This is a genomic window from Streptomyces sp. JLYT201 (assembly GCF_059448825.1).
Genome location: NZ_CM182551.1, coordinates 5,484,256 through 5,510,216 on the forward strand (window position 1 = coordinate 5,484,256; position 25,961 = coordinate 5,510,216).

Annotated in this window: 22 protein-coding genes; 15 read left to right on the forward strand and 7 right to left on the reverse strand. The window is 74.7% G+C overall.

What is annotated here, in order from left to right:
• The first annotated feature begins 11 nt into the window (after positions 1–11).
• Positions 12–1,400, forward strand: a complete 1,389-nt coding sequence (locus AC5WAM_RS22975) for an NsdA family TPR-like regulatory protein (RefSeq protein ID WP_242719263.1) — start codon at positions 12–14, stop codon at positions 1,398–1,400.
• Positions 1,401–1,608: 208 nt separating this feature from the next.
• Complete coding sequence (locus AC5WAM_RS22980; protein WP_495518644.1) at positions 1,609–3,387, forward strand: hypothetical protein; 1,779 nt, start codon at positions 1,609–1,611, stop codon at positions 3,385–3,387.
• Between the two features lie 19 nt (positions 3,388–3,406).
• Here AC5WAM_RS22980 and AC5WAM_RS22985 read toward each other — a convergent pair whose 3' ends face one another.
• The gene (locus AC5WAM_RS22985) at positions 3,407–4,705 is read right to left on the reverse strand and encodes an ABC transporter substrate-binding protein (protein ID WP_366795356.1); all 1,299 of its coding nucleotides are present in this window, start codon (positions 4,703–4,705) and stop codon (positions 3,407–3,409) included.
• 118 nt (positions 4,706–4,823) lie between these two features.
• Here AC5WAM_RS22985 and AC5WAM_RS22990 point away from each other — a divergent pair, with 118 nt between their 5' ends.
• Both AC5WAM_RS22990 and purU read left to right on the forward strand, forming a co-directional pair.
• Positions 4,824–5,324 carry an SCO4402 family protein gene (locus tag AC5WAM_RS22990; RefSeq protein WP_366795357.1) on the forward strand — a complete coding sequence of 167 codons (501 nt, stop codon included), beginning with the start codon at positions 4,824–4,826 and terminating at the stop codon, positions 5,322–5,324.
• A 51-nt stretch (positions 5,325–5,375) separates the two neighbouring features.
• Positions 5,376–6,281 (forward strand): formyltetrahydrofolate deformylase, encoded by a 906-nt coding sequence (gene purU / locus AC5WAM_RS22995; RefSeq protein ID WP_366795358.1) that lies wholly within the window; start codon positions 5,376–5,378, stop codon positions 6,279–6,281.
• 25 nt (positions 6,282–6,306) lie between these two features.
• Here the strand turns inward: purU and AC5WAM_RS23000 are convergent, their stop codons facing one another.
• Both AC5WAM_RS23000 and AC5WAM_RS23005 read right to left on the reverse strand, forming a co-directional pair.
• The gene (locus tag AC5WAM_RS23000; protein ID WP_495518645.1) at positions 6,307–7,665 is read right to left on the reverse strand and encodes an MDMPI N domain containing protein; all 1,359 of its coding nucleotides are present in this window, start codon (positions 7,663–7,665) and stop codon (positions 6,307–6,309) included.
• Complete coding sequence (locus AC5WAM_RS23005) at positions 7,662–8,270, reverse strand: sigma-70 family RNA polymerase sigma factor (protein WP_366795359.1); 609 nt, start codon at positions 8,268–8,270, stop codon at positions 7,662–7,664. The genes AC5WAM_RS23000 and AC5WAM_RS23005 overlap by 4 nt, the downstream gene beginning before the upstream one ends.
• A gap of 272 nt (positions 8,271–8,542) precedes the next feature.
• Between AC5WAM_RS23005 and AC5WAM_RS23010 the strand changes: the two genes are divergently transcribed.
• The gene (locus AC5WAM_RS23010) at positions 8,543–8,917 is read left to right on the forward strand and encodes an STAS domain-containing protein (RefSeq protein ID WP_138960330.1); all 375 of its coding nucleotides are present in this window, start codon (positions 8,543–8,545) and stop codon (positions 8,915–8,917) included.
• Between the two features lie 306 nt (positions 8,918–9,223).
• Positions 9,224–9,715, forward strand: coding sequence for an EF-hand domain-containing protein (locus tag AC5WAM_RS23015; RefSeq protein ID WP_172386744.1), 492 nt, complete (start codon positions 9,224–9,226; stop codon positions 9,713–9,715).
• Between the two features lie 102 nt (positions 9,716–9,817).
• Here the strand turns inward: AC5WAM_RS23015 and AC5WAM_RS23020 are convergent, their stop codons facing one another.
• Positions 9,818–11,368: a class I adenylate-forming enzyme family protein gene (locus AC5WAM_RS23020; protein ID WP_495518646.1), complete on the reverse strand. Its 1,551-nt coding sequence runs from the start codon at positions 11,366–11,368 to the stop codon at positions 9,818–9,820.
• A gap of 169 nt (positions 11,369–11,537) precedes the next feature.
• On the opposite strand from AC5WAM_RS23020, the gene AC5WAM_RS23025 reads away from it, so the two are divergent.
• The 3 genes from AC5WAM_RS23025 (at position 11,538) to AC5WAM_RS23035 (ending at position 14,528) form a co-directional block, all read left to right on the forward strand.
• The gene (locus AC5WAM_RS23025; RefSeq protein ID WP_495523634.1) at positions 11,538–12,671 is read left to right on the forward strand and encodes an acyl-CoA dehydrogenase; all 1,134 of its coding nucleotides are present in this window, start codon (positions 11,538–11,540) and stop codon (positions 12,669–12,671) included.
• Positions 12,668–13,540: an acyl-CoA dehydrogenase family protein gene (locus AC5WAM_RS23030; protein WP_495518647.1), complete on the forward strand. Its 873-nt coding sequence runs from the start codon at positions 12,668–12,670 to the stop codon at positions 13,538–13,540. Before AC5WAM_RS23025 ends, AC5WAM_RS23030 begins: the two co-directional genes overlap by 4 nt.
• Positions 13,541–14,057: 517 nt before the next feature.
• Positions 14,058–14,528: an ATP-binding protein gene (locus tag AC5WAM_RS23035; RefSeq protein WP_495518648.1), complete on the forward strand. Its 471-nt coding sequence runs from the start codon at positions 14,058–14,060 to the stop codon at positions 14,526–14,528.
• Positions 14,529–15,024: 496 nt separating this feature from the next.
• Here AC5WAM_RS23035 and AC5WAM_RS23040 read toward each other — a convergent pair whose 3' ends face one another.
• Complete coding sequence (locus tag AC5WAM_RS23040; protein WP_495518649.1) at positions 15,025–15,981, reverse strand: cyclase family protein; 957 nt, start codon at positions 15,979–15,981, stop codon at positions 15,025–15,027.
• Positions 15,982–16,064: 83 nt separating this feature from the next.
• Here AC5WAM_RS23040 and AC5WAM_RS23045 point away from each other — a divergent pair, with 83 nt between their 5' ends.
• The 5 genes from AC5WAM_RS23045 (at position 16,065) to AC5WAM_RS23065 (ending at position 20,932) form a co-directional block, all read left to right on the forward strand.
• Entirely contained in the window at positions 16,065–17,045 is a 981-nt protein-coding gene (locus AC5WAM_RS23045) for an SDR family NAD(P)-dependent oxidoreductase (RefSeq protein WP_495518650.1), read from the forward strand.
• 8 nt (positions 17,046–17,053) lie between these two features.
• Positions 17,054–18,259, forward strand: a complete 1,206-nt coding sequence (locus AC5WAM_RS23050; protein WP_495518651.1) for an acyl-CoA dehydrogenase family protein — start codon at positions 17,054–17,056, stop codon at positions 18,257–18,259.
• A 10-nt stretch (positions 18,260–18,269) separates the two neighbouring features.
• Entirely contained in the window at positions 18,270–19,319 is a 1,050-nt protein-coding gene (locus AC5WAM_RS23055; RefSeq protein ID WP_495518652.1) for a Zn-dependent alcohol dehydrogenase, read from the forward strand.
• Between the two features lie 65 nt (positions 19,320–19,384).
• A complete protein-coding gene (locus AC5WAM_RS23060; protein WP_366795368.1) occupies positions 19,385–20,176 on the forward strand; it encodes an enoyl-CoA hydratase/isomerase family protein in 792 nt (263 codons plus the stop codon).
• A 174-nt stretch (positions 20,177–20,350) separates the two neighbouring features.
• On the forward strand, positions 20,351–20,932 hold the full coding sequence (locus AC5WAM_RS23065) for a flavin reductase family protein (RefSeq protein ID WP_495523635.1): 582 nt from the start codon (positions 20,351–20,353) through the stop codon (positions 20,930–20,932).
• A 10-nt stretch (positions 20,933–20,942) separates the two neighbouring features.
• On the opposite strand, the gene AC5WAM_RS23070 is transcribed toward AC5WAM_RS23065, so the two are convergent.
• Entirely contained in the window at positions 20,943–22,274 is a 1,332-nt protein-coding gene (locus tag AC5WAM_RS23070; protein ID WP_495518653.1) for an MFS transporter, read from the reverse strand.
• A 59-nt stretch (positions 22,275–22,333) separates the two neighbouring features.
• Between AC5WAM_RS23070 and AC5WAM_RS23075 the strand changes: the two genes are divergently transcribed.
• Entirely contained in the window at positions 22,334–23,356 is a 1,023-nt protein-coding gene (locus AC5WAM_RS23075; protein ID WP_495518654.1) for a GlxA family transcriptional regulator, read from the forward strand.
• A 15-nt stretch (positions 23,357–23,371) separates the two neighbouring features.
• On the opposite strand, the gene AC5WAM_RS23080 is transcribed toward AC5WAM_RS23075, so the two are convergent.
• Entirely contained in the window at positions 23,372–25,597 is a 2,226-nt protein-coding gene (locus AC5WAM_RS23080) for an acetate--CoA ligase family protein (RefSeq protein WP_495518655.1), read from the reverse strand.
• Positions 25,598–25,961 lie beyond the last annotated feature (364 nt).

The window sequence follows — 25,961 nt, forward strand, 5'->3', positions numbered from 1 at the left end:
GGGGGTACGCCATGGCCGCCAGGCCACTCGTCGCGCGGCAGCCCAATGAAAGGCTGCAAGCACTCATTCAGGAAGCCGGCTGCTCGAACGCCGGTCTGGCCCGCCGCGTCAACATGTGCGGGGCGGAGCACGGTCTCGATCTTCGTTACGACAAGACGTCGGTGGCGCGCTGGCTGCGCGGGCAGCAGCCGCGCGGTCGCGCCCCGGGCATCATCGCGGAGGCGCTCGGCCGCAAGCTGGGGCGCACGGTCACGATCGACGAGATCGGCATGGCGAACGGCAAGAACCTCGCCTCCGGGGTGGGACTGCAGTTCTCGCCCACCGTTCTCGGCGCGATCGAGCAGGTCTGCGAGTTGTGGCGCAGCGACGTGGGGCGCAGGGACTTCCTGTCCGGCTCCTCCGTGGCCGCGTCCGCGCTCGTCGAGCCGAGCCGTGACTGGCTGATCTCCTCGCCGGACCCGCAGGTGGGCCGGACGGCCGGGCCGCGCGTCGGCCTGTCGGACGTGGCGGCGGTCAAGGCCATGACCGAGGCACTGACGCAACTGGATCACCAGTACGGCAGTGGACACGTGCGACCGGTCGTCGTGCACTATCTGAACTCCGTCGTCTCCGGGCTGCTCGCGGGCTCGTACCGGGAAGCGGTCGGGCGCGAACTGTTCGCGGCCGTCGCACGGTTGACGGAGCTCGCCGGGTACATGGCGGTGGACACCGGCCAGCCCGGCCTCGCCCAGCGGTACTACATCCAGGCCCTGCGCCTGGCCCAGGCCGCGGGCGACCGCGGGTACGGCGGCTATGTCCTGGCGGCCTCGATGAGCCATCTCGCCGCCCAGCTCGGCAACCCCCGCGAGATCGCCCAGCTCGCGCGGGCGGCGCAGGAGGGGGCGCGCGGGCGCGTCACCCCGCGCGCGGAGTCCATGTTCTACGCCGCCGAGGCCCGGGGGCACGCGCTGCTCGGCGACGCCCGGTCGACCCAGGCCGTCGCGGGCCGCGCGGTCGAGGCGATGGAGCGGGCCGTCGGCGGCGAGCAGTCCGGCGACGACCCGGTCTGGATCCGCCACTTCGACCAGGCCTATCTGGCGGACGAACTGGCCCACTGCCACCGCGATCTGGGCCAGGCGGACGGCGCGGCCAGGCGCGCGGAGGAGGCCCTCGCCGGGCATCCGGAGACCCGGGCGCGGCGGCGCGCGATCGGCCTCGTGCTGCTCGCCACCGCCCAGGTGCAGCGGCGTGACGTGGAACAGGCCTGCCACACGGGCCTGAAGGCCGTGGAGCTCCTCGGCACCCTGCGCTCCAACCGCGGCGCGGAGTATCTGGAGGACTTCCAGCAGCGCCTTGAGCCGTACCGGGAGGAGCCGGTGGTGCGGGAGTTCGGCGCGCGCGTCGAGCTGCAGGCCGCGTGAGGCGGGCGGGAGGCGCGTCCGGGGCGGCCGGTCGCACGCGGTGCGGCCGCGGCGCCCCTTGAACAGCGTCTCCCGCGCAACTTCCGTTACTTCCGAGGCGTCTGTGACAAGGGCGTCATCAGAGTGCTCTGAGCTGCGTGGCAGACGGCCGCGGGGACCCGGTAGCGTGAGCCGACGTTCCGAAGGTCCCCCATAAGTAGGAGTCCCGGTGACGCAGCAGAGCGGTCAGGGCGCCGCGTCCTCCGACCCGCGGCAGCCCGCGGAGCGGCACGCCCACGAGGGCATCGTGCTGCCCGCGGACGGTGGCGAACCCCTGATGCCCGGCGGCCACCAGGCGGCCCCGCCGGTCGGCAGCCCCTGGGGCGAGCCGTGGGGTCCGGAACCCACCCGGCCACCGGCGGGCCCCGGCCAGGCCTGGGGCGAGGGCGAGGCCTGGGCCGACCGGGGCGACGCCGGGGCCGCGCCGCGCCCGGCGGGCGGCATGCCGCTGCCCCCCGAGGGCACGCCCCTGCCGCCCAGCACGCCGCCGCAGCAGTCGTACGGGGGCGGGGCGGGCGCGCTGCCGCCGGAGCAGCACGGCCCTCCGGGGTACGGGCAGCCGCTGCCGCCCCTGGGGCAGGACCTGCCGGTCCACGGCGAGACGTTTCCGCCCGCCGCGCCGGGCCGGCCGCTGCCACCGCCCGGCCCCGCGCATGGCCATCCCCACGCGCTGCCCCACACCGGCCAGGACTACGGCCGTCCGTCCGTGGACCAGGGCCGTACGCCGCCGCCCGTGGCCCACGGTCAGCCGCTGCCGCCCGTGGGCCACGGTCAGCCGCTGCCGCCCGCGGGCCCCGTCCCGCCGGTCCCGGCCGCCGAGCACACACAGGTACTGCCCCCCGCCGACCCGCACCTCCCGTCGCCGGGACAGCCGGGCGGCCCGCAGGGCGGGCCCGACGCGCAGGCGACGCAGTACATACCCCCGGTCGCCCCCGGCGCGCTGCCGCCCGAGATGCCCCCGGGCGGCGCCGGGCACGCGGGCGACGCCACGCAGTTCCTCGGCCGCGCCGACTCCACGCAGTTCCTGGGCCAGGCCGCGGATGTCGTACCGGAAGAGCCCGCCTTCCCCGGGGACAACGCGCCCACCCAGTTCATCGCCCCCGTCACCGACGACGGCCCGCCCGCCCCGGCCGCGGCCGCCGGGGGGTACGGCGAGCGGCAGCCGCCCGCCGAGTTCGACAGCCTCTTCCGCCAGGAGCCGGAGGGCGCCTCCTCCACCCAGCAGATGCCCCTCGTCCCGGCTGCCGCGCAGGCGCCGGACCCGGCGCCGGAACCCGTCTCGCGCCGCAAGGGGCGTACGGGATCCAAAATGCCGCTGCTCGTCGCCGTCGGCGTGGCCATCGCCGTGGTCGGCGTCGGCGCGGGCGCGATGCTCGCCGGTGGCGGCGGGGACGCGAAGGCGGAGAACTCCGACAGCAAGGAGCCGCTGGCCGCGACCTCGTCGGAGGCTCCCGGCGACAAGGAGAGCGCGAAGCCGTCCCCGTCGGCCGACCCGGTCAAGCGGCAGGCCGTCGCCCTGGACAAGCTCCTCGCGGACAGCAACGACAGCCGCGAGTCGGTGATCAGGGCCGTGCGCAACGTGGGCTCGTGCAAGAACCTGCGGCAGTCCGCGACCGACCTGCGCGACGCGGCCAGGCAGCGCAACGGCCTCGTCGGCCGCCTGTCGGGCCTGACCGTCGACAAGCTGCCCTCGAACGGACGGCTGACCGCCGCGCTCAACCGCGCCTGGAAGGCGTCCGCGTCGGCCGACAACCACTACGCCGCCTGGGCCGACCAGGTCGGCGGCAAGAAGGGCTGCCACAAGGGCCGCGCCCGCACGACCCCGCAGACGGCGGCTGGCAACCGCGCGAGCGGCGAGGCCACCAAGGCCAAGCGGCAGGCGGCGGCGCTGTGGAACGCGATCGCCGACAAGCACGGCCTGACCAAGCGGAACCCCACGCAGCTCTAGCCGGGGCGCGGCGCGGGGGTCAGCGGACGGACTCCAGGGTCTTCTGCACGTTCACGAACGACCTGCGCGTCACCACCAGGCGGCCGTCGCGCACCACCTGGAAGGTCACGTCCGCGTTCACCAGACGCGGGTACTCGCCCGCCGCGAGCATGTCGTCGAAGCGCCAGCTCAGCATCGGCGTGAGCCCGCCGGTGTCCACGCGCAGGCCCTGGTCGAGGGTCTTGCGCAGGGCACGGGCGGTCACCTCGCCGCCGTTCAGCGACTCGACGGCCTGCCGCAGCACGGTGTACGCGATCCAGGTGGTCTGCACGCCCGCGTCCGCGGGGTCCACGCGGGTGTCGTCGAAGGCGTGCTTGCGGATCACCTCGCGCATCGGCTCCCAGCGCCTGTCGCCCTCGGCCGGGTACCAGCCGGTGACGTAGGCGCCCTCGTAGGGGCCGTCGGCGCCGCCGGTGCGGTCCAGGAGGGACTGGTCGACGCTGCCGAGCACGGAGGCGGTGCGCACCTTCGGATAGCCCTGCTCGACGCGCCGGAAGGAGTCGAAGAAGGTGTCCGTGCGCGCGCCGAGCGCCGCCGCCACGCAGCCCTTCCTGCCGCCGCGCGCGGAGCGGTCGAGGGCCTGCCGCGCCTGCCCGGTGTAGTCCGAGGCGTCCTCGGGCGCCCGGATGTCGGCGGAGGCGGCGCGGTCGCCCTCGGCGAGGCCGGAGTCGAGGAGTTTGGAGAGGTTGTCGCCCGTGGTGGTGTCGGGCCGCACCAGGGACACGCGGTCGCAGACCCCGGCGAGCTGGCGTCCGTTGCCCGCGAGCAGCGCGGGCTGGCCGCCGTTGACGGGGTAGGACAGCGGGCTGGAGAACTCGTCGTCGGTGAGGCCGTAGCCGCCGATGTACGGGATGCCCGCGACCTCCAGGGGGGACATGAAGGACCGGCCGTGCTGGCTGTACGAGCCGACGACCGCGACCACCTTCTCGTCGGCGGCCCGGCGGGCGCAGCCCGCGGCCTCCACCGGGTCGTTGTGGTCGTTGCAGGTGATGACCTTGAGCTGGTGGCCGTCGAGGCCGCCGCTCGCGTTGACCCAGCGGGCGAAGGCCTTGGCCATCGCGGGCATGCCGGGTTTGTTGGTGGCCTTGGTGCCGTCCGGCGCCCAGGTCATGACGGTGATCGGGGCATCCCCGGAACCCCCCGTGGTACCGGGGATGACCCCACAGCCGGCCGTCAGGGACGCACACGCCGCCAGGGCCGCCGCGCTGAGCACGGCTGTGCGCGCTCGGTGCGCGGTCTCGGCGGGGCGGGGGAGGAAGACGCGTCGCAAAGCGGCCATGGACCCGCACGATTCCGCGAGGGGAACAACCAGGGAGTGACGTCTCCCCAACGGTCGGTGACGAACGCGTGAACGGGTGGGGCCCGGGAAGCGGGGAACGTGTGGGAACGTACGATCGATGACCGTGCAAGGTTCGGAGAAGTCTTCCCGTCGCGGCCGTCGGTCAAGGACCATAGGCGCCATGCCAACGAACGACATGCCGTGGTGGCGCTGGCGCTGCAATGTGCGCTCGGCGCTCCACATGCTCTCGGACCAGGAGTTCCAGCGGGAGTGCTGGCTCGCGGGTCGCGACGAGTACGGGGACGTGACGGACGCCGTGTACCGCCTTGTCGAGGATACGTGGCTGGACAACTGGTCCGCGGAGAAATACGTCGGGACGATCTTCCGCGACTCCCAGGAGGCGGCCCTCGTCGACGTGGCCGTGCTGCGGGTCCTGCGGATCATGCACGAGGTGGGCCCGGACGCCGCGGTCGCCGCGTATCTGGACCACCCCGGATGGCCGGAGGCGGTGCGGGCGGCGCGGGACGCGCACGTACGGCTCGCGACCGGTGACGACGACGACCCGGACAGCGCGCCGCGCACCCTGGAGGTCCTGCGCATCCTCACGCGGTCGGCCTGAGCGGTCCCGGCACGGGGCCGGGGGCCCGTCCGGATATGGGACCCTGGGCGGATGAACGAGCAGTCCGCCGCCGTGAGCGACAAGCCCACCGACCGCACGACCGACCGCGCCGAGCAGTACGTCCTCACGCTCTCCTGCCCGGACAAACAGGGCATCGTGCACGCCGTGTCGAGCTATCTGTTCATGACCGGCTGCAACATCGAGGACAGCCAGCAGTTCGGCGACCACGACACCGGGCTGTTCTTCATGCGGGTCCACTTCTCGGCGGAGTCGCCCGTCACCGTGGACAAGCTGCGCGCGAGCTTCGCCGCGATCGGCGACTCCTTCCACATGGACTGGCAGATCCACCGGGCCGAGGACCGGATGCGGGTCGTCCTGATGGTCTCCAAGTTCGGCCACTGCCTGAACGACCTGCTGTTCCGCTCCCGCATCGGCGCCCTGCCGGTGGAGATCGCGGCCGTCGTCTCCAACCACACGGACTTCGCCGAGCTGTCCGCCTCGTACGGGATCCCGTTCCACCACATCCCGGTCACCAAGGACACCAAGGCCGACGCGGAGGCGCGCCTCCTCCAGCTCGTCCGGGACCTGGACGTCGAGCTCGTCGTGCTCGCCCGCTACATGCAGGTGATCTCGGACGACCTCTGCAAGCAGCTCAGCGGGCGGATCATCAACATCCACCACTCGTTCCTGCCGAGCTTCAAGGGCGCGCGGCCGTACCACCAGGCGCACGCGCGCGGCGTGAAGCTGATCGGTGCCACCGCGCACTATGTGACCGCGGACCTCGACGAGGGGCCGATCATCGAGCAGGAGGTCGAGCGGGTGGGGCACGAGGTGACGCCCGCGCAGCTCGTCGCCATCGGGCGGGACGTCGAGTGCCAGGCCCTCGCGCGGGCCGTCAAGTGGCACGCGGAGCACCGCATCCTCCTGAACGGCCACCGCACGGTCGTCTTCGCCTGACCTCCGCCGCTGCCGCGGACCCGGGCTACATGCGGCTCAGGGACGCCGCGGCGAAGAGGACGTCCCGGATGGCCTCGCGGTCGCCGACCTGGCCCGCGGCCGCCTCCTCGGGGGACACGTGGCCCGCCGCGAGGCGGCAGAACTCCACCCCGTCCAGGGCCACGTGCGCGACCTCCAGGTCGGCGGAGCCGCTGGCCCCGGGCGAGTCGAGCGGGATCAGCCACTCGCCGCCCCCGACGCCCTCGACCTCAAGGCGCAGGCTGCGCCCCGGCGCCCCCGCGGCGACGAGCTCCCGCGCGGGAGACGCCCGCCCGGCCCGGCGCCGCTCGGCCAGCGTCCCGGGCAGCAGCCGCGCCGCCAGGTCGATCATGTGGTGCAGATGCCGGGGCGCGGGCGGCTCGTAGGGGTAGTCGACGGCCTGCGCGATGTCCTCGGCGTGGATCCAGCACTCGAAGGCCCGCTCCAGCATGGAGTCGCGCAGCGGGAGTTCGAACCGCCCGGCATCGCCGCTGGGCGCGTCCGGCGCGACCCCGTACGTCACCGCGAGCCGCCCGGACCCGCCGCCCGCGAACGACACCGTCCGGATCAGCTCGTGCGTCTGGTCCCGCCAGGGCCCGCGCACCGCCCGCGTGGGCGGGAACTGCGACGCGCGCCAGTACGCCTCCGTGCGCTCCCCCGGGTCGAGGCTCGGCGGCGCCCCGGCGCCCAGCGGGTCGTCGAGGCCGAGCGCGGTGCCGACCAGGCCGTCGACGGCGAGGAGGTGGGCGATCACCCCCGCGACGGTGGTCTTGCGGGTCACGGGGTGGTCGTCGTCGAACCAGCGGAGCCGCACCGGCGCGTGCCACTCGGAGTCCCCGATGTCCTGGAGCAGCGCGTCGAGCCGGGCGGTCTCCGCGTCGTACGGAGCGGCCCACTCCGGCAGCGGGATGCGGGGCGGGCGCCGCCCCAGGCAGCTCGCCAGGACGCGGGTGCGCAGACCGGGGTCGAGGTCGAGGCTCTCCTCGGGGTGGAGGAGCCCGACGGCCTCCCGCAGCCGCAGCGCCTCCTCCGCGCACGGCCCGCAGTCGCCGAGGTGCTCCTCGACGGCGGTCGACTCCGCGGCGGAGCAGGCGGCGAGCGCCCACGCCCCGAGGAGGGACTTCAGGACGCGGTGGTCGAGCACGAGCGGCTCGGGCGCGGCCCCGGCGGACCCGGTCTCGGGCAGGGGCGCGCCGGTGTCCTCCACGGACGCGCGCGGTGCCGGTATGCGCGGCCTGCCGACGCCGCCGTCGTCCCGCCCGGAACCCGCGGCCCCGGCGCCGCCCGCGGGGAGCTCCTCGCCGGGCCCGCTGCCCGTGCCCTCGTCCCCGCTGTCGTACGGATCGGGGCGGCCCGGCCAGTTCACAGCGCTCTCCCGTACCCGTGCGCGCCGCGGTCCTGATCGGACGGGTCGTCGCCGAAGGCGGTCGCGGTGGCGTCGTGGGCGGTGGAGAGCAGCTGCAGGCCGAGGCGGAGCCTGCGGCGGGCCTCGTCCTCGGTGACGCCGAGGTCGGCGGCGGTCTGGCGGTAGTCGCGCCGCTGGAAGTAGGCCAGTTCGAGCGCGGCGCGCAGCGGGGCGGGCATGGCCGTGACGATGTAGTCGGCGCGGGCGGCGGCGGAGGCGCGGCGCACCTTGCGCTCCAGGTCCTCCGCGGTGCCCGCGCCGCCCCGGGCGAGCGCGGCGGACTCGGTCTGGCGCAGCCTGCGCACGGCCTGCTGGTGGGCGAGGGTGGCGATCCAGGACCGCAGCGGGCCCTGCTTGGGGTCGTAGGCGTCGGGGTTCTCCCACACGTGCGTGAACACCTCGCGCGTGATGCGGTCGGCCGCCGCGACGTCGCCGAGCACGCGGTGCGCGAGGCCGTGCACGAGCGAGGCGAAGCGGTCGTACAGCTCTCCGAGTGCCGCCGCTTCCCCGTGGGAGAGCCGCTGTTGCATGCGGCGGTCCCAGCGACGCGGCGCGTCCTTCGGCATGCGGCCCCCTCGTGCGCTCGCCGTGCTCACCTTCACCGTTGAATCGAATGTAGTCGGCGTCCCCGAGGACGCACCTGTCTTTCCCCGTGCTTTCCCGCTCTTTGCGGCAACGCGGGGCTTCGGGGCGCCGTGGATGATATTGACCGGCTCGTCCGCAACGCCCGCTTCCTGAGCCCGCGCGGGCCTGGTGTTTCATGGAAGGACGGTGGGGCAGCCGCGAGACAGGGAAGCGGAAGGGTTCTGGTGGGTTCGGTGGACGAGAGGCGTGGCGCGTGACGCTGAAGGTTGCCGTCGGCGAGCAGCAGGGCTGGGCCGTGCTGCGGGTCTCGGGCGAGATGGACCTCCTGACGTCACCGGTGCTGCGCCAGCGGGTGCACGAAGCGGTGGCCGAGGGCCGCCGCAGCCTGGTCCTCGACCTGTCCGACGTGCTGTTCTGCGATTCCAGCGGCGTGGGCGTGCTGATCGCCACGCGCCGGCTGATGCGCTCGTGCCGGGGCCGCCTGCGGCTGATCCTGCCCGCCCGGGGCGCGGTCGAGGGCTCGCACGTCAACCGGGTCCTCGCGGCCCTCGGCGTACGGCGCCTGTTCGAGGTGTACCCGGACGCGGAGCGGGCCGTGGACGACGCGGCGGAACCCCTGTCGGCGTAGGGCCCGGCCCCCGGCCCCGGCCCGGAGGCGGACGGAAGCGGAACCCCCTCTACCCGTCAAGATCAGCTTGCTGATACAACCTTTCCGAGCGGATGCCACCGTCGGCGCCACCGCCGGGCCCGGGGCGCGTCCGCGACACGCTCTTGTCGCGGAATTCCCGCGGTCTTGGCACAAGCGTCGCTTTTCTGCCTCCCGGCGGCCGACGGCGTCGTACGCTCGCTGGACAGATACCTGAAGGACGTCCGGCACGGCCCACGGCCGCGCCGGAAGACTCCACCGCATGAGAAGTGAGGCGGCCCCAACACCATGGACAGTGCCGAGTACGAGCGTAAGATCGCGGCCCGTTTCGCCACCTTCGACCAGGACGGCAACGGCTACATCTCCCGTGAGGACTTCAGCACGGCGGCCGCGGCGCTGCTCGCCGAGTTCGGGGTGACCGCGCGGTCCGAGAAGGGTCAGGCCCTGTACATCGGGGCCGAGGCGTTCTGGCAGGGCATGGCCGGGATCGCCGACCGCGACGGGGACCAGCGGATCACCCGGGACGAGTTCGTGGGCGGGGCCGTGAAGCGGCTGCGGGACAACCCGGCGCGGTTCGCGGAGATCGCGCGGCCGTTCCTGCACGCGGCGCTCGCCCTGGCGGACGGCGACGGGGCCGTGCAGGGGGCGGACGTGGAGCGGGCCCTGCGGGCGCTCGGCGTGCAGCGGGAGATCGCGTCCCTGGCCGCGCAGTCCCTCGGGCCGGTGACCGAGGAGCAGGTCCTCACCGCGTTCGCCGCGTACTTCACCGTCCCTGAGTAGGGGGTCCGCGCCGCCGCTTCGCGGCGGATTTCTCCCACCCGCCCACCCGTGACTCCCGGCTTCGCAGGCCGGGCCCCGACGCGGAGCGCTTTCCCGCCGTTCTCAATTGCCGTACCGCTCCCGCAGTTTGTACTTGAGCACTTTGCGCAGGGCGTCGTTGCGCGGCAGTTCGTCCACGAGTTCCAGCTGTTCGGGGAGCTTGTGGACGGCCAGGCCCGCCGCGCGCAGGTGTGCGGTGGCCTCCGCGAGGGTCAGGCCGGGGGCGTCGGGGGCGCGTTCCACGACGGCGCAGACGCGTTCGCCGCGGGTGGGGTCGGGCAGGCCGATCACCGCCACGTCGGCCACGGCGGGGTGGCCGTGCAGCAGGTCCTCGACCTCCTTGGCGGAGATGTTCTCGCCCTTGCGGATGATGACGTCCTTGGCGCGGCCGGTGAGCACCAGGTGCCCGGAGTCCAGGACGCGGCCCAGGTCGCCGGTGCGCAGGAAGCCGTCGGCGTCGAAGGCCTCGCGGGTCGCCGCCGCGTCGAGGTAGCCGCGGCAGACGGCCTCGCCGCGCAGCCGCACCTCGCCCTCCTCGCCGGTGGGCAGCTCCCGGCCCGCGGGGTCGGTGACGCGGATCTCCATGCCCGCGGGCGGGCGGCCCTCCGTGGTGGCGAGGTGCTCGGGGCTGTCGTCGGGGGAGCCCATCGTGATCATGGGGACCTCGGTCATGCCGTAGCCGTGGGTGAGCCGGCAGCCCAGCTCGCGGACCACGGCGTGGTACAGCTCGGGCGGCTTCGGGGCGCCGCCGCCCGCGAGCAGCCTGAGGGTGGGGGCGAGGGGCCGGCCGGGGTCCTTGCGCTGCTCGGCGAGGAACATCGAGTAGAAGGCCGTGGAGCCGCCCGCGACGGTCACCCCGTGCCGCCGGTAGCCGTCCAGGGCCTCCGGCAGCGCGAAGCGCTCGAACATCACGGCGGGGAAGCCGTACAGGAGCAGCATCACCGTGTAGTCGGGCCCCGCGATGTGCGCGAAGGGGAACGCCATGGAGCCCACGTCGTCCGGGGAGAGCTTCAGGGCGTGGGCGAGGCACGCGCCGCCCGCGATCAGCGAACGGTCCGTGTGCAGGACGCCCTTGGGGTCGGAGGTCGTGCCGGAGGTCCAGTAGATCCAGCGCACGGCCGTGCCGTCGCGCGGCGGCGGGGGCAGCACGCCGGGGTCGCCGTCGGGCAGTTCGTCGTACGCGGTGAAGACGCCGCGCGCGCCGAGGCGGCGGGCCAGCTCCGTGTGGTCGTAGCCCCGCCACATCCCGGGCACCGCGAAGAACTCGGCCTTGGACTCGCGCAGCGCGAAGCCGACTTCGCGGTCGCGGTAGAACGGGATGACGGGGGACTGGACGGCGCCGAGCCGGGCCAGGGCGAAGGAGAGCACGGCGGTCTCGATGCGCGTGGGCAGCTGCCAGGCGACGACGGTGCCGGGCCGGACCCCCCGTTCGTACAGGCCCGCCGCGACCCGTTCGCAGCGCTCCCGCAGGCCGCCGAAGGTGAGGGTCCGGTCGTCGCCGGGGTCGTCGGCCGCCTGGATGAGGGCGGGGGCGCCGGGGGTGAGCGCGGCGCGCCGCTCGATCAGCTCCCACAGGGTGCGGCAGGCGGCGAGCGCGTGGGCGGTGTCGGTCACGGGGTGCCCCCTCCGGCGGCCGGACGACGGAACGGCCCGACGGCGCCGGTTGCTGACGCTTCGTCAGATCGTGCGCAGAGCGTAGGGCGCCGCGCCTTGTCGGTCCAGGGGTGCGGGGCTAGCCTGCCACCTGATGGACCATCAGAAACTGTCGAGGCGGGTGACCCCGGTGGACCTCTCGTACACCGCGCAGGAGGAGGACTTCCGCGCCCGCCTGCGGGACTGGCTGGCCGAGGTGCTGCCCAAGCTCCCGCCCCGGCCCGACCCGCTCGACTGGCCGGGGCGGCGCGCGTACGACACCGGCTGGCAGCGGACGCTGTACGACGCCGGGTACGCGGACGTCCACTGGGAGGCGTCGCCGACGCTGCGGATGATCTTCCTGGAGGAGAGCGAGCGCGCCGGGGCGCCGTACGTGGGCGCGAACTTCGTCGGGCTGCTGCACGCCGGGCCCACCATCGCCGCCGAGGGCACCCCCGAGCAGCGGGCGCGCTGGCTGGAGCCGATCCTGCGCGGGGACGAGGTCTGGTGCCAGGGCTTCAGCGAACCGGACGCGGGCTCGGACCTGGCGTCGCTGCGCACGCGCGCCCGGCGCGACGGCGACCACTACGTGGTGAGCGGCTCCAAGGTCTGGACCTCGCACGCCGAGGTCGCCGACTGGTGCGAACTCCTCGTGCGGACCGACCCCGAGGCGCCGAAGCACCGGGGCATCAGCTGGCTCGCCCTGCCGATGGACGCGCCGGGGATCACGGTGCGGCCGCTGCGGACGCTCGCCGGGTCCACGGAGTTCGCGGAGGTCTTCCTCGACGAGGTGCGCGTGCCCGTCGCCAACCGGGTCGGCGCCGAGGACGACGGCTGGCGCGTCACCATGGTGACGCTGTCCTTCGAACGCGGCACCGCCTTCGTCGGCGAGGTGGTCGCCTGCCGCCGCGTGCTCGGCGAACTCGCCCGCGAGGCCCGCGCGAACGGCCGCTGGGACGACCCGGTGCTGCGCCGCAGGCTCGGCCGCCTCAGCGCCGAGTTCCAGGCCCTGTGGCGCCTCACGCAGTGGAACGTGAGCGAGGCCCAGCGCACCGGCGGCGTGCCCGGCGCGGGCGGTTCGGTGTTCAAGCTGCGCTACTCGCACGCGCGTCAGGAGCTGTACGACGCCGCCGCCGAGGTCCTCGGGGACGGCGCCCTCGACCTGGAGAGGCCCTGGACCCGGGAGCGGCTCTCCTCGCTGTCGTACACCATCGCCGCGGGCACCTCGCAGATCCAGCGGAACATCGTGGCCGAGCGGATCCTCGGACTGCCGAAGGGGCGGTGACGGCCGAAGTGGACCTCCAACCGGACGACGACCAGCGGGCGTTGCGCGACGGCTTCCGCGCGCTGCTCGACGGCCGCTTCGGGCGGGATGCGCTACGGGCCGCCGTGGCCGAGCCCGGCCTCGACCGGGGGCTCTGGCGGGCCCTCGGCGAGGCCGGGTTCTTCGCCCTGTGCGTCCCGGAGGCGCGCGGCGGGCTCGGCCTCGGCGCGGCCGAGGCGGTGCTCGTCTTCGAGGAGGCCGGGCGTGCGCTGCTGCCCGGGCCCCTGGCGGCGACCTTCCTCGCGGCGGGCGACGTCGAGGGCGCGGCGGCCGGCGAGGCGGTCGTGACCGCCGTGGACGGCACGCTCGTGCCCTGGCTCGACGCGGCCGACGCCGTCCTGGGGGACGCCACCGGCGCCGAGGCCCTGCGCTCCGTGGACCCCCTGACGCCCCTGCACCGCGTCCCGGCCGGGCGCGCCGGGGCGCCGGGCGACGCCTCGCTGCTGCTCGCCGCCGAACAGCTCGGTTCGGCCTGCCGCACCCGCGACCTGGCCGTCCGATACGCCCGCGAGCGCGAGCAGTTCGGGCGGCCCGTCGGCGCCTTCCAGGCGGTCAAGCACCTGTGCGCCGAGCTGCTCGTCCGCACCGAGGTGACGCGGGCCGCCGTGTACGCCGCCGCCGTCACGGGCGATCCGGGCGAGGTGGCCGGGGCCAAGCTCCTCGCCGACGACGCCGCCGCGCGCAACGCCCGCGACTGCCTCCAGGTGTACGGCGGCATGGGGTTCACCTGGGAGGCGGAGGTGCATCTGCACCTGAAGCGGGCCTGGGTGCGGGCCGGGCTCGGCACGACGGCGGCCCGCGCGGAGGAGGAGCTGGCCGCCGCGCTGTGAGGCCGCGCTGTGACGCCGGGGTGGGTGTCGCGGTCCGGGACGGCCGCCGCGCCGCGGGCCCCGCGTCGCTCGATGGGGTCGTGTCGTCACGCAGTGCTGGCGGGCGGCTTGATCGACTTGAGAAACTCGCGGACGGCGGGAAGGCTACTGAGCGTCGATATCGGGTTGTGTCCTACGCGTGACTCGTCGCGACGCGGAGTCGGCGCCCGGCTCCGGTACCTTGTGTCAGATGCGAGTGGTCCTGAGGCCGAGCCGTGCCGGTGTTGCCCCCGAGGCAGCTCCGCGCCTGGTAGCGCGCTCCGCTCGCCGCACAGGACGCGGCCGAGCGCCCGCCTGTTCGACCCCCTGCGGTGCGCGTCGCACAGTATGCCGCACGCGTACTCCTTCGCGCTGGAATATGCCCGAAGCGCTTGTTGGGGTGACTGTACGTCAACCATGCTGTCTCCTCAGGGGCTCACGTTCCGTGACCCTGGGGCGTCACGAGGCGTTGTGTCCGCCGGTTCGGATGGTGTGAGCGGTGCAGGTGCTTCAAGTTCAGCTGGAAGTCGGGCCGGACCCCGCGGAAGTGGGGCGGGCCCGCAGATGGGCGCGGTCACGGCTCGCCGGGTCCGGCATAGCGGCGGACGAGCCGCTGGCCGAGACGCTCATCCTGCTGATCTCGGAGCTCGTCACCAACGCCGTTGTGCACACGGGCTGTCCGGCCGTCCTGCGCATGCGGCTCCCCGGCGTGCCCGCCGGCGAGCCGGGCACGGTGCGCGTCGAGGTCACGGACCGCAGCGCCCGCCCGCCGCGGCCCCGGCACGCGCAGGGCGACGAGACCAACGGGCGCGGGCTCGAACTCGTGGACGGGCTCGCGGACCGGTGGGGGTGGCAGCCGGAGGGGGCCGGGAAGCGGATCTGGTGCGAGGTCGACCGGTGTGCCGCCGCCGCTTCCGCTTCTGCCGCGCGGGGGCTGGCGTATGAAGAGGTTGCTCTCGGGGTGCGCTGAGGCCGACCCTCGCGGGGCGCCCCGGGCCCGCCCCTTCCCGAACCGGGGGCTGCCGCCCCCGATCCCCTGCCTTATTGGCGCTTCGCGCCTCGTCCTCAAACGCCGGACGGGCTGGATGGTGCCGCTGACGGCTGGTCGGCGTCGCTTGTCGGATGCCCGGCGTGCCCCCGGTGTGCTGGCGCGTGCGCCGTCGTGTGCCACGGTGCGCGGCCGTGCGCGGGCGGTGCAAAAGCGGCATAATTCATAAATCCCCGGACGGGTGTTGACGTACCGTACTCGGTTGATCACGCTGGTGGGCAGCGATTCGCCGCGAGGGGACGTCGAGGGACGGTGGTGCCTGTGGCCCGGTCCTCGGCGAGGTGCGGTTCGCGATTCGGCGTCGCGCTCCTTTCAGGGCGGAAGGGGGGCGGGGCTCGTACGCCGGAGCCGGATGGCGGCGCGCGGTCACGCGCTCGGGGCGGAGCGCCGACGCGCCGCCACCCGAACTCCGCACGGGTCAGAAGACGGCCACCGGGGCCACCGGGGTGCCCGTCGCGCCCGTGAACGGCTCGGGCATCGCCGCGAGCAGGAAGCTGTGGCGCCGCTCTTCTCCACAGGCTGTGGACAACTCTTCGAGATTCCAGTTCTGGCCCTGGAGCATGCCCATCTCCACCAGGTGGAGGGCGTGCACCGGCAGCCACAGGTTCTCGATCTCCGGCGGGAAGATCTCGAAGGTGAGCGTGTCGTTGGCGACGGCCGCCACGTCCCGCGCGTGGAACCACTCCGGGGTGCGGCAGGAGAGCCCGGGCGACGGCAGCGCGTACGCGTGCTTGTCGCCCGCCAGATACAGCTGGACCTGGCCCGTGCGGACGAGCACGACGTCCCCGGCGCGCACCGTGACGCCGCCGAACCCCTCGGCCAGGGACAGGTCTTCGGGGGTGACCGCGTGGTCGCCGGGCAGCCGGTCGAGGCCGTGGGCGCGCGCCACGTCGAGCAGCACGCCCCGCGAGAGGAGGTGCGGGACCTTCTCGATGCCGCTGAAGCGGGCGCCCTCGTGGGCCGTGACGCTGTCGGCGGGGCGGCCGTTGTAGAGCAGGCCCGAGTGCGAGACGTGCGGGAGGGCGTCCCAGTGGGTGGCCGCCTGGAGGCCCATGGTGACCGCGTCGTCGCTGGTCGCGACCGTGCCGGGGCCGAAGAGGCACTGGTTGATCTGCACCATCGTGTGCAGCGGGTTGATCCGGCCGGGGATCAGGCCCGCCTGGACGCCGTCGTGCCGCAGCGGCAGCGCGAGCGGGACGCGGCGGCCCGTGCGCACCTCGGCGGCGGCCTCGCGCACCACCGCGTCGGTGATCAGGTTCAGGGTGCCCAGTTCGTCGTCGGCGCCCCAGCGGCCCCAGTTGTTGACGCGCTCGGCGAGCTCGCGGAACTCGGGCGGCATGGCCGGCAGGTCCGGTCCGCGCAGCGGAGCCGACATGGGTCCTCCCCGGGGCTTGTCTCACCGTGTCTGACGGGTCATAGAATCTAACGGTCCGTCAGAAACCGCGGGAAGGGGCCGGTGTGGGGAACTTCTTGGCAGGCAAGGTGGTCGCCGTGACGGGCGCCGGGCGCGGCATCGGCAGGGCCGTGGCCCTCGCCGCGGCGGCCGAGGGCGCCAAGGTCGTCGTCAATGACTACGGAGTGTCGATCGAGGGCGGCGAGCCCGCCAGCGAGATAGCCGACGCCGTGGTCAAGGAGATCGAGGCGGCCGGGGGCGAGGCGGTGGCCGTGGCCGACGACATCTCCACCATGGCGGGCGGGCAGCGCGTCGTCGACGTGGCCCGGGCCGCGTACGGGCGGCTCGACGGGGCCGTGTGCGTCGCCGGGATCCTGCGCGAGCGGATGCTGTTCAACATGACCGAGCGGGAGTGGGACCCCGTCCTCGCCACGCACCTCAAGGGCACCTTCACCGTCTTCCGGGCCGCGTCCGCCGTGATGCGCGCGCAGCGCTCCGGCACCCTCATCGGCTTCACCAGCGGCAACCACCAGGGCTCCGTGGCGCAGGCCAACTACAGCGCGGCCAAGGGCGGGATCATCTCGCTGGTGCGCAGCGCCGCGCTCGGTCTGCACAAGTACGGCGTGACCGCCAACGCGGTGGCGCCCGTGGCGCGCACCCGGATGTCCGCGAACGTCCCGATGGAGCTGACGGAGATCGGCGAGCCGGAGGACGTCGCGGCGCTCGTGGTGTACCTCCTCAGCGACCGGGCCCGCGACGAGCGGATCACCGGGCAGGTGTACACCGTCGCCGGGTCCAAGATCGCGGTGTGGGCGCAGCCGCGCGAGCTGCGGGCCGCGTACGCCGAGGGCGGCTGGACGCCGGAGCGGATCGCGGACCTGCTGCCGGGCACGGTGGGCACCGACCCGATGCCGCTCCTGGAGCGGGTGGAGGCGATGGCGCGGGCGGCGGCGGAGGGCGCGCGCCCCAATGCGGGCCCGGGCGCCACGTCCGGGGCTCCGCCCGAGGGCCCGGACGGCCGGTCCGCCTCGGGTCCCACCGCCTAGGCCCGGCCGTGGACTTCGCATTCGGGCCCGCGGACGAGGAGTTCAGGGCCGCGGCGCGGGAGTGGCTCGACGGGCATCTGACCGGCGGCTTCGCGGCGGCCGCGGGGCGCGGCGGGCCCGGCGGCGAGCACGAGGACCCGGAGCTGCGCCGGGCCTGGGAGCGGGAGCTGGGGCGCGGCGGCTGGATCGGCATCGGCTGGGACACGGCACCGGGCGCGTACGGGAACCGTACGGCCTCGCTCACCCAGCAGGTCGTGTGGGCCGAGGAGTACGCGCGCGTGCGGGCGCCGGGACGCTGCGGGCACATCGGCGAGAAGCTCCTCGCGCCGACGCTGCTCGCGTACGGGAGCGAGGAGCAGCAGGGCGAGTTCCTGCCGGACATCGCGCGCGGGCGGGTCCTGTGGTGCCAGGGGTACAGCGAACCGGGCGCGGGCTCCGACCTCGCGGGCGTCCGCACGGTCGCCGAGCGGGACGGGGGCGCGTACCGGATCAGCGGCCAGAAGATCTGGACCTCGCTCGCGCACGAGGCCGACTGGTGCTTCGTGCTCGCGCGCACCGGGGGTGCCGGGGCGCGGCGGCACGAGGGCCTGTCGTTCCTGCTCGTGCCGATGGACCAGCCGGGGCGGATCGAGGTGCGGCCCATCCGGCAGCTCACCGGGACGGCCGAGTTCAACGAGGTCTTCTTCGACGGGGCACGCGCGCGGGCCGGGCACGTCGTCGGGGGCGAGGGCGCGGGGTGGCGCGTAGCGATGGGGCTGCTCGGCTTCGAGCGCGGCGTGTCGACGCTCGCCCAGCAGATCGGCTTCGCCCAGGAGCTGGCGGCCGTCGTCCGGGACGCGGTGTACGGCGGTACGGTGCGCGATCCGGTGCTGCGGGACCAACTGGTCACCCTTTGGGCCGAGTTGCGGGTCATGCGGTGGAACGCGCTGCGGACCCTGGGCGGTGGCGACCCGGGTGCGCCCAGCGTCGCGAAGCTTCTGTGGGGCGGCTGGCACCGGCGGCTCGGGGAGCTCGCGGTGCGGGTGCGCGGGGCGCTCGGCGCGGCGGGGCCCGGCGACTGGTCCGCCGACGCGCCCTACGAACTCGACGCGGTGCAGCGGCTCTTCCTGTTCTCGCGCGCCGACACGATCTACGGCGGCTCCGACGAGATCCAGCGGAACATCATCGCCGAGCGCGTGCTCGGTCTGCCGAGAGAGGCCCGGGGGCCTCGGTGAGGGGTGTGCGATGAGGGGCGTGGTGTTCGACGGGCGGAGCGTGGAGGTCGTCGACGACCTCCAGGTCAGGGACCCGGGTCCCGGCGAGGTCCTGGTGGCCGTCGCGGCGGCCGGGCTCTGCCACAGCGACCTGTCGGTGCTCGACGGGACGATCCCGTTCCCGGTGCCGGTGGTGCTCGGGCACGAGGGCGCGGGCGTGGTGGAGGCCGTGGGGCCCGGCGTCGCGCACGTCGTCCCCGGTGACCACGTGGCCCTGTCGACGATCGCGAACTGCGGGGCCTGCGCCGAGTGCCACCGGGGGCGGCCCACCATGTGCCGCAAGGCGATCGGGACGCCCCGGCAGCCGTTCTCGCGGGGCGGGACGCCGCTGTACCAGTTCGCGGCGAACTCCTCCTTCGCCGAGCGGACCCTCGTCAAGGCCGTGCAGGCCGTGCGGATCCCCAAGGAGATCCCGCTGCCGTCCGCCGCGCTCATCGGCTGCGCGGTGGTCACCGGCGTCGGCGCGGTCCTCAACCGGGCCCGGGTCGCGTACGGGGACTCCGTCGTCGTCATCGGCGCGGGCGGCATCGGCCTCAACGTGCTCCAGGGCGCGCGGATCGCGGGCGCGCGGCCCGTCGTGGCCGTCGACGCGAACCCGGACAAGGAGGAGACGGCGCGGCGGTTCGGCGCCACGCACTTCCTGCCGTCGGCGGAGGGCGTGGCGGAGATCCTGCCGACCGGCGCGGACCACGCCTTCGAGTGCGTGGGCCGGGTCGAGCTCGTCCGGCAGGCCGTGGACCTCCTGGACCGGCACGGGCAGGCGGTGCTCCTCGGGATGCCGTCCGCCACCGCCGAGGCGTCGTTCGTGGTCTCCTCGCTGTTCCTGGACAAGTCGATCCTCGGCTGCCGGTACGGGTCGGCCCGGCCGCAGCGGGACTTCGCGCTGTACGCGGAGCTCTATCTGGCGGGCCGGCTGCTGCTCGACGAACTGGTCACGCGGACGTACGGGGTGGAGGACTTCCCCCAAGCCCGCGCGGACGCGGAGGCGGGGCGGGTGGCGCGCGGGGTGGTGGTGTTCTGAACCGCCCACGGTCCTCAGCCGGTGCTCGCCCGCCCGTCCCCACCCCTCCGAGAGAGCGGACCCCCATGGCCGACCCCCGGATCCACCACACCACCAGCCGCCACGTCACCTGGATCACCCTGGACCGGCCCGAGGTGCGCAACGCACTCGCCCCGGCCGACCGGGACCACCTCATCGGGCTGCTGGACGAGGCCTCCCGCAGCCCGGGCACGCGGGCCGTCGTGATCACCGGCGGTGGCGGGGCCTTCTGCTCGGGCGCCGATCTGCGCGGCGCGGGCACCGGGGGCGAGCGCGTCGCCGGGGACGTCGCGCGGACCCTGCGCGAGGGGGCCCAGCGGCTGATCACGGGGGTCCTCGACTGCGAGAAGCCGGTGATCGCCGCCGTGACCGGCACCGCCGCGGGGCTCGGCGCCCATCTGGCCCTGGCCTGCGACCTGGTGCTCGCGGCCGAGTCGGCCGCGTTCATCGAGGTGTTCGTCCGCAGGGGCCTCGTCCCGGACGGCGGCGGGGCCTATCTGCTGCCGCGCCTCGTGGGCCCGCAGCGCGCGAAGGAGCTGATGTTCTTCGGCGACGCGCTCGCCGCGGCGGACGCGGAGCGGCTCGGGCTCGTCAACCGGGTCGTGCCCGACGGCGACCTGGAGAAGACCGCCCGGGCCTGGGCGGAGCGCCTGGCCGCCGGGCCCACCCGGGCCCTCGCCCTGACCAAGCAGCTCGTCAACGCCTCGCTGGACGCGGGCCGCGCCACCGCGCTCGCGGCGGAGGCCGCCGCGCAGGAGATCAACATGGGCTCCCGGGACGCGCGGGAGGGCGTGGCCAGCTTCGGGGAGCGGCGGGCGCCCTCCTTCGAGGGACGCTAGGCGCTTCGCGGGGTGTGCCGCGCTGGCCGTCGGGCGTCTGCGGCTCCGTCGTGGCTGGTCGCGCAGTTCCCCGCGCCCCCTTTGGGGCGCTCCTGCTCGGGGCGGTTCTCCGTGCTGCCCTTCACATCTGACGGCCCGTCAGGTTCAATGGGGGGTGTGATGGGACACGCGGGCATGGCGGCCACGGTCGTTCGTTATCTCAGGTCGGTGGGGGCCCCTACGGCGGCGCCCGGGGACGTGTCGCGGCCGCGGCTGCGGGCCGTTCGCGAGGACGAGCGCGCGCCGCTCGACGCGGCCGAGTTCCGCCGCGTCCTCGGCGCCTTCGCGACCGGCGTCACCGTGGTGACGGCCCCCGGCGAGGCCCCCCTGGGCCCCGCGGGCTTCGCCTGCCAGTCCTTCTCCTCGCTCTCCCTGGACCCGCCCCTGGTCTGCTTCATGGTGGGCCGTACGTCCACGACGTGGCCGCGCATCGCCCGCGCGGGCGTCTTCTGCGTCAACGTCCTGGGCGCGGACCAGGCGGACCTGTGCCGGGCGTTCGCGGTCAGCGGCGCCGACAAGTTCGCGGGGGTCTCCTACGACGCCGCGCCCGTGACCGGCGCCCCGCGCCTGGCGGGCGCCGTGGCGTGGATCGACTGTGCCGTGCACGCGGTGCACACCGGCGGCGACCACCTCATCGTGGTCGGCCGGGTGGAGGCCCTGGACGCCGCGGACGGGGGCGCGGCCCCGCTGCTCTTCCACCGGGGCCGCCTGTCCTGAAGGGGCGCGCTCACACGGCGAGTTCCGCTCCCCGGCCGGTGCCCCGCCGGATCACCAGGGACATCAGGGCCGCGGCCGCGCACAGCCCGCCGGACGCGTACCAGACCACGTCGTACGAGCCGAAGACGTCCCGGGCCACGCCGCCGAGGAAGGCCACGAGCGCCGCCCCGACCTGGTGCGAGGCGAGCACCCAGCCGAAGACGATCGCGCTGTCGGCCCCGTAGTGCTCCCGGCACAGCGCGAGCGTGGGCGGCACCGTGGCCACCCAGTCGAGCCCGTAGAAGACGATGAAGAACACCATCGGCACGTGCACGCTGGGCGCGAGCAGGATCGGCAGGAACACCAGCGAGACGCCGCGCAGCGCGTAGTAGACGGCGAGCAGGCGCCGGGCCTCGAAGCGGTCCGTGAGCCAGCCCGAGGCGATCGTGCCCACGACGTCGAAGACGCCGATCACGGCGAGCAGCGACGCCGCGGCGGTGACCGGCATGCCGTGGTCGTGCGCGGACGGCACGAAGTGCGTGCGGACGAGCCCGTTGGTGGACGCCCCGCAGATCGCGAAGGTCCCCGCGAGCAGCCAGAAGGGGCCGGTGCGCGCCGCGTCGAGCAACACCCGCACGGTCCGCGCGGCGGCGCCGCGCGTCGGCTCCGGCTTGGGCGTGAACTCACCGCCGTACGGGGCGAGTCCGACGTCCGCGGGGTGGTCGCGCAGGAGCAGCCACACGAACGGCACCACGACGAGGGCGGCGAGCGCGACCGTCACGGACGCGGGCCGCCACCCGTGCTCGTCCACGATCCACGCGCACAGCGGCAGGAACACCAGCTGGCCGGAGGCGCCCGCGGCCGTCAGGATCCCGGTGACCAGGCCGCGCCGCTCGACGAACCAGCGGTTGGTGACGGTCGCGGAGAAGGCGAGCGCCATGGACCCGGTGCCGAGGCCGACGAGGAGGCCCCAGTAGAGCAGCAGCTGCCAGCTCGCGGTCATCCACACGCTGAGCAGCGCGCCCGCCGCGACCAGGCCGAGCGCGGTCACGACGACCTTGCGGATGCCGAAGCGGTCCATGAGCGCGGCGGCGAACGGTGCGGTGAGCCCGTACAGCGCCATGTCGACGGAGACGGCGAGGCCGATCTCGCCCCGGGACCAGTCGAACTCCTCGTGCAGCGGGTCGATGAGCAGTCCGGGCAGGGAGTTGAAGGCGGCGCCGCCGATGATCGTCACGAAGGTGACGGCGGCGACGAACCAGGCGCGGTGGACGCGGGGCGCCCGCCGCCGCGGGCCCCGTGGGGACGCGGTGCCGTCCGCCCGTGCGGAGGTCTCGGTTGTCTGGGTCACGTCAGCCAGCATCCGGTCAGGGGCCGGTGCGATCGAGTGGCCGGGGGGACAGCGTTCGCTAGGATCGGGCCATGGCCGAGCAGCGGGTGCGCGGGGGCGGGCGGGGGCGGCGGGCTTCGGTCCCGCACCGCGTCGCCGTCCTCGTCATGGACGGTGTCATCCCCTTCGAGCTGGGCATTCCCCAGCGCATCTTCGGCCGGGCGCGCGATGCCGGCGGACGGCGCCTGTACGAGGTCGTGACCTGTTCCGTGCGGCCGCCCGGGCCGGTCCGCACCGACGCGGACTTCGCCGTCCTCGTCGAGCACGGGCCCGAGGCGCTCGCCGCCGCCGACACGGTCGTGGTGCCCGCGTCGCACGAGCTGGGCCCGGTGTACGAGGAGGGCCGCCTGACCGACGACCTCGCCGCCGCCCTCGCGCGCGTGCGCCCCGGCACCCGCATGGTGTCGATCTGCACGGGCGGCTACGTCCTGGCGGCGGCGGGCCTCCTGGACGGCCGCCCGGCGACCACGCACTGGGCGCACGCGGACCACTTCCAGCGGCTCTTCCCGCGCGTCGAGGTCGACGCGGACGTGCTGTTCATCGACGACGGCGACGTGCTCACCTCCGCCGGGGTCGCCGCGGGCCTCGACCTGTGCCTGCACGTGGTGCGCCGCGACCACGGCTCGGCCGTCGCCAACGAGGTGGCCCGCTCCACGGTCGTACCGCCGCACCGCGACGGCGGCCAGGCGCAGTACGTCCAGCGCCCGGTGCCCGAGCCGCAGCTGGCGACGACGACCACCGCGCGGGCCTGGGCCCTCGGCCGCCTCCACGAGCCGCTCCAGCTGCGCGACCTGGCCGAGCAGGAGGCCATGTCGGTGCGCACCTTCACCCGCCGCTTCCGCGAGGAGGTCGGCGTCAGCCCCGGGCAGTGGCTCACCCGGCAGCGGGTGGAGCGGGCTCGCCACCTCCTGGAGTCCACGGGCCTGTCCGTCGACCGGGTCGCCCGCGAGTGCGGCTTCGGCACGGCCCAGTCGATGCGCCAGCACCTCCAGTCCGTCCTGGGCGTGACGCCGACCGCCTACCGCCGTACGTTCCGCAGCGCGGACGGGCGCTGACCCGCCCGCCGCCGGTCAGCCGCAGCGCACGAGGGCGTCCAGGGCCACCGCCCCCTGGCCGCGGCCGAGGACCATCAGGGGGTTGATGTCCAGCTCCGCGAGCCGTCCCTCCAGTTCGAGGGCCATCCGCTGGACGCGCAGGACGACCTCGACCAGGGCGTCCAGGTCGGACGGCGGCGCCCCGCGGACCCCGTCGAGGAGGGCCCGGCCGCGCAGCTCGTCGAGCATCGTGCGGGCCTGGTCCTCGCCGAAGGGCGGCACGCGGACCGAGGTGTCGTGCAGGACCTCCACGAGCACCCCGCCGAGACCCACGGTCACGGTGGGCCCGAACAGCGGGTCCTGGCTGACGCCGACGACCATCTCGACGCCGCGCTCCACCATCTGGCAGACCAGGACGCCGTCGAGGTCGATGTCCTCGTAGCGGGCGATGTCGGTGAGGTCGCGGTAGGCGTCGCGGACCTGGCTGGCGGAGGTGAGGCCGATCCGGACGAGGCCCAGTTCGGTCTTGTGGGCGATCCGCGCGCCGGAGGCCTTCATGACGACGGGGTAGCCGACCTGCCCGGCGGCGCGGACGGCCGCGGCCGCGCTGGTGACGAGCTGTTCGCGCGGTACGCGGATGCCGTACGCGCGAAGGAGCTGCTTCGCGGCGTGCTCGCTGAGCTGCCGGCCGGGGCGCATCAGGGCCTCGGCCTTGCGGTAGGAGGGCGACGCGGTGCGCGGGGCCTCGTCGAAGGGGGAGCGGTAGGCGGCGGTGAAGCGGTGGTGGTCCACGTAGGCGCGGACGGCCGTGACGCAGTTGGCGAAGGTGCGGAAGGTCGCCACGCGCGAGGAGCCGAGCAGGGTCGTGCGGTAGGCCTCCTCGGTGCCCACGGGGGAGCCCCAGACCACGCAGATCAGCTTGTCCGTCGTCTCGGCCGCCGCGACCAGGTCCTCGGCCAGCTTGTCGCTCATCGGCGGGAAGGGGCCGGTGATCGGGCAGATCAGGACGCCGATCGCGGGGTCGGCCAGGATCGCGTCGATGATCTTCCGGCCGCGCCAGTCGCCGACCGGGTGGCCGCCGTTGTCGATGGGGTTGGAGACGTTCAGGTCGTGCGGTATCCACTGGTGGAGCTCGGCCTGCCGGGTCTCCGGGAGCGTCGGCAGGCGCAGTCCCGCCGCCGTCGCCAGGTCGGCGAAGTGCGCGCCCGTGCCGCCGGAGATCGAGTAGACGGCAACGCCGTCGGCCTCGGGCGGCCGGGCCCGCGCCAACAGGGCCGCGGTGTCCTGGAGTTCGTCGAGCCCGTCGACGCGGATCACTCCGAACTGCCGCATCGCCGCGTCCACGACGGTGTCGGCGCCGGTCAGCTTGCCGGTGTGGGACGCGGCCGTGCGGGCGCCGGTCTCGGTGCGGCCGACCTTGACGGCGACGACCGGGACGCCGCGCCGGGCGGCCCGGTCGGCGGCGAGCAGGAAGGCGCGGCCGTCCTTGAGGCCCTCCACGTACGCGGCGATGGCGCCGACGTCCGGCTGTTCGGCGAAGTACGAGAGGAAGTCGGCGGTCTCCAGGTCGGCCTCGTTGCCGGTGGGCGCCCAGTGGGAGAGGCGGATGCCCAGCTCCTGGAGGGTGAAGACGGGGCGGCCCTGGTGGCCGGACTGGGTGATGAGGGCGATGGCGGGGCCCTGGAGGTCCTCGCGGAACTCCTCGAAGGCGTTGAGGTTGGTGTTCGGGCCGAGCAGGCGCAGGCCCGAGCGGCCGACGGCGGCGGCGAGCCGGTCCTGCGCGGCGGCGCCCGCCGCGCCGGTCTCGGCGAAGCCGGAGGCGAAGACCACCGCGAACCGCGCCTTGGCCTCGGCGAGTTCCTCCACGACGGGCAGCGGGTCGCGGACCAGGACGACGGCCACGTCCACGGGGCCGGGCAGCTCGGCGACCGAGCGGACGCAGGGGATGCCGAAGACGGCGGGCCTGCTGGGGTGCACGGGGTGGAGCCGGGCGCCCACGCGGCGGGACCAGGCGACGAGTTGGCGGGTGATGCCGGTGTGCGGCCGCCCCTCGGCGTCCGAGGCGCCGATGACGGCGACGGACTCCGGGCGGAAGAACCGGTCGAGGTCGGGGACGTCGGCGTACAGCGGGCGCCCGCTGACGTCCAGGTCACCGGGGGTGGCGGCACGGCCGTGGACGGTGGCGGCGGGCAGGCCGCCACAGGCGACGGCGCGTGCGCGGCGGGGGTCGGAGGTGAAGGTGCCGTACGTCGATCCAAGCATCGGTACGCCCGCTCCTGTGTGACGGCGACGACTGGGCCGGCCGGGCCCCGGGGTGCGGGGCCGCGGGCGGCTGCGACAGTGCCGGAACTCGAAACTGACGCTTAGTCAGATTACTGAACTGACGGCCTGTCAGGAATGGGGCTGCGGGCAAAGTCCGGCGGGGCGGCGGCCCCGTGTCCGGGGCGCGGCAGGGCTCCGCCCGGCGGGGTGCGTGGGGCCGCTGCGGTGGTTGGGCACCCGTGCCCTTCCACGGAACCTCAGAAACCGGCGTCTGCCAAGAGTGCCTCGGTGCTGCGCTGGGGTTGCTGTGGTGGGTCGTTGGTCGGCTGCGGGTTCGTTGTGGCTGGTCGCGCCCGCGCGGCGG

Excerpts from the sequence above, each read along its gene's own strand:
- AC5WAM_RS22975 (WP_242719263.1), top strand. The coding sequence starts at position 12 with ATGGCCGCCAGGCCACTCGTCGCGCGGCAGCCCAATGAAAGGCTGCAA.
- AC5WAM_RS22990 (WP_366795357.1), top strand. The coding sequence starts at position 4,824 with ATGACCGTGCAAGGTTCGGAGAAGTCTTCCCGTCGCGGCCGTCGGTCA.
- purU (WP_366795358.1), top strand. The coding sequence starts at position 5,376 with ATGAACGAGCAGTCCGCCGCCGTGAGCGACAAGCCCACCGACCGCACG.
- AC5WAM_RS23070 (WP_495518653.1), bottom strand. The coding sequence starts at position 22,274 with ATGCTGGCTGACGTGACCCAGACAACCGAGACCTCCGCACGGGCGGAC.
- AC5WAM_RS23075 (WP_495518654.1), top strand. The coding sequence starts at position 22,334 with ATGGCCGAGCAGCGGGTGCGCGGGGGCGGGCGGGGGCGGCGGGCTTCG.
- AC5WAM_RS23055 (WP_495518652.1), top strand. The coding sequence starts at position 18,270 with ATGAGGGGCGTGGTGTTCGACGGGCGGAGCGTGGAGGTCGTCGACGAC.
- AC5WAM_RS23015 (WP_172386744.1), top strand. The coding sequence starts at position 9,224 with ATGGACAGTGCCGAGTACGAGCGTAAGATCGCGGCCCGTTTCGCCACC.
- AC5WAM_RS23005 (WP_366795359.1), bottom strand. The coding sequence starts at position 8,270 with ATGCCGAAGGACGCGCCGCGTCGCTGGGACCGCCGCATGCAACAGCGG.
- AC5WAM_RS23060 (WP_366795368.1), top strand. The coding sequence starts at position 19,385 with ATGGCCGACCCCCGGATCCACCACACCACCAGCCGCCACGTCACCTGG.
- AC5WAM_RS22985 (WP_366795356.1), bottom strand. The coding sequence starts at position 4,705 with ATGGCCGCTTTGCGACGCGTCTTCCTCCCCCGCCCCGCCGAGACCGCG.
- AC5WAM_RS23080 (WP_495518655.1), bottom strand. The coding sequence starts at position 25,597 with ATGCTTGGATCGACGTACGGCACCTTCACCTCCGACCCCCGCCGCGCA.
- AC5WAM_RS23065 (WP_495523635.1), top strand. The coding sequence starts at position 20,351 with ATGGCGGCCACGGTCGTTCGTTATCTCAGGTCGGTGGGGGCCCCTACG.
- AC5WAM_RS23040 (WP_495518649.1), bottom strand. The coding sequence starts at position 15,981 with ATGTCGGCTCCGCTGCGCGGACCGGACCTGCCGGCCATGCCGCCCGAG.